The sequence below is a fragment of the Agromyces binzhouensis genome (assembly GCF_004135055.1).
Classification (GTDB): Bacteria; Actinomycetota; Actinomycetes; order Actinomycetales; family Microbacteriaceae; genus Agromyces; species Agromyces binzhouensis.
Window position 1 is genome coordinate 1 of sequence record NZ_SDPL01000328.1, and the last position, 3,622, is coordinate 3,622.

The following is a 3,622-nucleotide window of genomic DNA, read 5'->3' on the forward strand; positions in this document are numbered from 1 at the left end:
CCGGCGGCCCCGACCCCGGCCGACTCGCCTGCGACTCCCGCTCCGCCGCTGGCGACCGAGCTCCACGTCGATGCCGACGCCGATGAGGACGCGGACGAGGCCCAGCAGCGCGCGGGCGCGGCGGCACGTGCGCTGTGGGGCGGCAAGTCCGGCCAGGCGGCCCGGCAGAAGAAGGGTCGCGCCGCGATGCCGAGTTGGGACGAGATCGTCTTCGGCGCCCGCAGCGACGACGACCTGGCGTAGACGACGGGATCCGTCAGCGGCTGCCGGGCGGCGTCGGGTCGAGGCGTTCCGTCACGCACCTCCCGGTGCTAGCATTCGAACACAGTTTCGAATCTCGGAGGTCGGGATGCAGCGGACGATGGAACCGGCGGAAGTGTGGACCAGCGCCACGGGCGTCCCCGAGCGGCTCGTCTGGCGCGCGCAGCGCTTCCGCGTCGACGACACGCCCACCCCGCTCGTCGGTCCGGCGGAATGGTGGCTCGCCTTCGCGGGCAACGACCCCGGCGCAGGGCGCGCTCCGCTCGCGATCACCGGATGGCGCTTCCAGGCGACCAGTCCCGAGGGCGATACCCACGTGTTCGACGTCGGGCACGACGGAACGCACTGGCACGTGCTGCGCGTGTTCGACTGACTGCCGTCGGGCGTCCGAGTGCGGGATCAGGCCGACTTCTCGGCCCGGCGCGGCTTGGACGGCACGATGGTCGGAGCGGCGTTGTCGATCACCGTCTCCTTCGTGACGACCACCCGTGCGACCCCGGTGGAGGACGGCACCTCGAACATGATCGGCCCGAGCACCTCCTCCATGATCGCGCGGAGGCCGCGGGCGCCGGTCTGACGCAGCACCGCGAGATCGGCGATCGCCTCGAGCGCGGCCGGGTCGAAGTCGAGCTCCACGCCGTCGAGTTCGAACATCCGCTGGTACTGCTTGACGAGCGCGTTCCGCGGCTCGGTCAGGATCTCCATGAGCGCCGTGCGGTCGAGCGGGGTGACCGTCGCGACCACGGGCAGGCGGCCGATGAACTCCGGGATCAGTCCGAACTTGTGCAGGTCCTCGGGAAGGACCTCGCTGAAGAGCTCCGCCTCGTCCTGCTTGGAGTGCAGCGGGGCCCCGAAGCCGATGCCGCGCTTGCCCGCACGCGAGGAGATGATCTCCTCGAGTCCGGCGAAGGCTCCCGCCACGATGAAGAGGACGTTCGTCGTGTCGATCTGGATGAACTCCTGGTGCGGGTGCTTGCGACCGCCCTGAGGGGGCACGGATGCCACGGTGCCCTCGAGGATCTTCAGGAGCGCCTGCTGCACGCCCTCACCCGACACGTCGCGCGTGATCGACGGGTTCTCGGCCTTGCGCGCGATCTTGTCGACCTCGTCGATGTAGATGATGCCGGTCTCGGCGCGCTTGACGTCGTAGTCGGCGGCCTGGATGAGCTTCAGGAGGATGTTCTCGACGTCCTCGCCGACGTATCCGGCCTCGGTGAGCGCCGTGGCATCCGCCACCGCGAAGGGCACGTTCAACTGCTTCGCGAGCGTCTGGGCGAGGTAGGTCTTGCCGCACCCGGTCGGGCCGATGAGGAGGATGTTCGACTTGGCGATCTCGACGTCGTCGTGCGCGCGGTCGGCGGGAGTGATCGCCGCCTTCGCACGGACGCGCTTGTAGTGGTTGTAGACCGCCACGGCGAGGGCGCGCTTGGCGGCATCCTGGCCGATGACGTACTCCTCGAGGAAGCCGAAGATCTCCTTCGGCTTCGGCAGCTCGAACTCGCCCGACTCGGGCTCCCCCGCCTCGGCGAGCCGCTCCTCGATGATCTCGTTGCAGAGTTCGACGCACTCGTCGCAGATGTACACGCCGGGACCGGCGATGAGCTGCTGCACCTGCTTCTGGCTCTTGCCGCAGAAGGAGCACTTCAAGAGGTCAGCGCTCTCCCCGATGCGTGCCATCGCTTCCTCCCTCGAACCGAGTGTGTTCCGAGCCTAGCCCGAGGCGGGCCGCTCGGGGCCGATCCGCTCCGGTTTGGCGGAAACGGCACGACGAGGGGCGGATGCGTCATGCGCACCCGCCCCTCGTGAGCCCGTTCGGACTAGCGACTCAGCGCCGGCAGCGTCTTGCGCGACGTGAGCACCTGGTCGATGAGGCCGTACTCGCGCGCCTCCTCGGCCGAGAGGATCTTGTCGCGATCGATGTCGACGTTCACCTGCTCCTGCGACCGGTTGGAGTGCCGGGACAGGGTCTCCTCGAGCCAGCTGCGCATGCGCATGATCTCCGCGGCCTGGATCTCGATGTCGGAGGCCTGGCCGTGGCCGGCCTCGCCCATCGCGGGCTGGTGGATCAGCACGCGCGCGTTCGGCAGCGCGAGCCGACGGCCGGGCGTGCCCGCGGCGGCGATCACCGCCGCGGCCGACGCGGCCTGGCCGAGCACGACCGTCTGGATCTGCGGCCGGATGTACTGCATGGTGTCGTAGATCGCCGTCATCGCGGTGAACGAGCCACCCGGCGAGTTGATGTACATCATGATGTCGCGGTCGGGGTCCATCGACTCGAGCACCAGCAGCTGCGCCATGATGTCGTCGGCCGACGCGTCGTCGACCTGCACGCCGAGGAAGATGATGCGGTCCTCGAAGAGCTTCGCGTACGGGTCCTGGCGCTTGTAGCCGTAGGCCGTGCGCTCCTCGAAGCTCGGCAGGATGTAGCGCGAGCCCGGGGCCTGCCGGCCACCCGGGAAGGCGGTGCCGCCGAAGGCGGGGATGTTCATGCTCACTGTCTCTCTCTTCCTACGCAGCCTGATCGGTCCCGCCGCCGCCCGAGACGTCGAGCGCCGACTCGCGGATGTGGTCGACGAAGCCGTACTCGAGGGCCTCCTGCGCGTTGAACCAGCGGTCGCGGTCGCCGTCGGCGTTGATCTGATCGACGGTCTTGCCGGTCTGCGCCGCGGTGATCTCGGCGAGTCGCTTCTTCATGTCGAGGATCAGCTGCGCCTGGGTCTGGATGTCGCTCGCGGTGCCGCCGAAGCCGCCGTGCGGCTGGTGGAGCAGCACGCGGGCGTTCGGGGTGATGTAGCGCTTGCCCTTCGTCCCGGCCGTGAGGAGCAACTGGCCCATCGAGGCCGCCATGCCGATGCCGACCGTGACGATGTCGTTCGGGACGAACTGCATGGTGTCGTAGATCGCCATACCCGCCGTGATCGAGCCGCCGGGTGAGTTGATGTAGAGGTAGATGTCCTTCTTCGGGTCCTCGGCGGCGAGGAGCAGCAGCTTCGCGGCGATCTCGTTCGCGTTGTCGTCGCGCACCTCGGAGCCGAGCCAGATGATGCGGTCCTTCAGCAGTCGATCGAACACACTGGGCTGCAGTGTCGGTTCGGCCATGGATTTCGCTCCGTTCCGTTGCGTGTTGGTCTCGAATCTATCCGGTGCAACACGCGGGAACCGGACTGTTCGCCGTCGGCGGATGCCGCGCAGCGGCGAGCTGCGTCAGGTGCCGGTCCGCGGCACCTCATCGGGCGGCACGACGAGCTCGCGCGCGTAGGCGTCGACCGCGCGGCGGTACTGCGTGAGGTGCGGCGCGAGCGCGACGAGGGCGACGGATGCCGCGGCATCCGCTGCGCCCGTCGAGACGAGTGCGAGCGCG

5 protein-coding genes and 1 pseudogene are annotated in these 3,622 nt (G+C 69.0%); 2 read left to right on the top strand and 4 right to left on the bottom strand.

All coding sequences use genetic code 11. The annotated features are described in order from the left end of the window. Together ESO86_RS13500 and ESO86_RS13505 are read left to right on the top strand one after the other, a co-directional pair. Positions 1–243 (top strand): annotated as a pseudogene (locus ESO86_RS13500) (septation protein SepH); the annotation flags it as partial. A gap of 106 nt (positions 244–349) precedes the next feature. Continuing rightward, positions 350–634, top strand: a complete 285-nt coding sequence (locus tag ESO86_RS13505) for a hypothetical protein (RefSeq protein WP_129235482.1) — start codon at positions 350–352, stop codon at positions 632–634. Between the two features lie 26 nt (positions 635–660). Here the strand turns inward: ESO86_RS13505 and clpX are convergent, their stop codons facing one another. The 4 genes from clpX to ESO86_RS20080 all read right to left on the bottom strand — a co-directional run. After that, positions 661–1,938, bottom strand: a complete 1,278-nt coding sequence (gene clpX / locus ESO86_RS13510; RefSeq protein WP_129235483.1) for an ATP-dependent Clp protease ATP-binding subunit ClpX — start codon at positions 1,936–1,938, stop codon at positions 661–663. 140 nt (positions 1,939–2,078) lie between these two features. Beyond that, positions 2,079–2,750 carry an ATP-dependent Clp protease proteolytic subunit gene (locus tag ESO86_RS13515; RefSeq protein WP_129235484.1) on the bottom strand — a complete coding sequence of 224 codons (672 nt, stop codon included), beginning with the start codon at positions 2,748–2,750 and terminating at the stop codon, positions 2,079–2,081. A 19-nt stretch (positions 2,751–2,769) separates the two neighbouring features. Next, the gene (locus tag ESO86_RS13520) at positions 2,770–3,360 is read right to left on the bottom strand and encodes an ATP-dependent Clp protease proteolytic subunit (RefSeq protein ID WP_129235485.1); all 591 of its coding nucleotides are present in this window, start codon (positions 3,358–3,360) and stop codon (positions 2,770–2,772) included. A gap of 105 nt (positions 3,361–3,465) precedes the next feature. Beyond that, the coding region (locus tag ESO86_RS20080) for a tetratricopeptide repeat protein (RefSeq protein WP_129235486.1) at positions 3,466–3,622 on the bottom strand (157 nt) is incomplete at its 5' end.

Excerpts from the sequence above, each read along its gene's own strand:
- ESO86_RS13505 (WP_129235482.1), top strand. The coding sequence starts at position 350 with ATGCAGCGGACGATGGAACCGGCGGAAGTGTGGACCAGCGCCACGGGC.
- clpX (WP_129235483.1), bottom strand. The coding sequence starts at position 1,938 with ATGGCACGCATCGGGGAGAGCGCTGACCTCTTGAAGTGCTCCTTCTGC.
- ESO86_RS13515 (WP_129235484.1), bottom strand. The coding sequence starts at position 2,750 with ATGAACATCCCCGCCTTCGGCGGCACCGCCTTCCCGGGTGGCCGGCAG.
- ESO86_RS13520 (WP_129235485.1), bottom strand. The coding sequence starts at position 3,360 with ATGGCCGAACCGACACTGCAGCCCAGTGTGTTCGATCGACTGCTGAAG.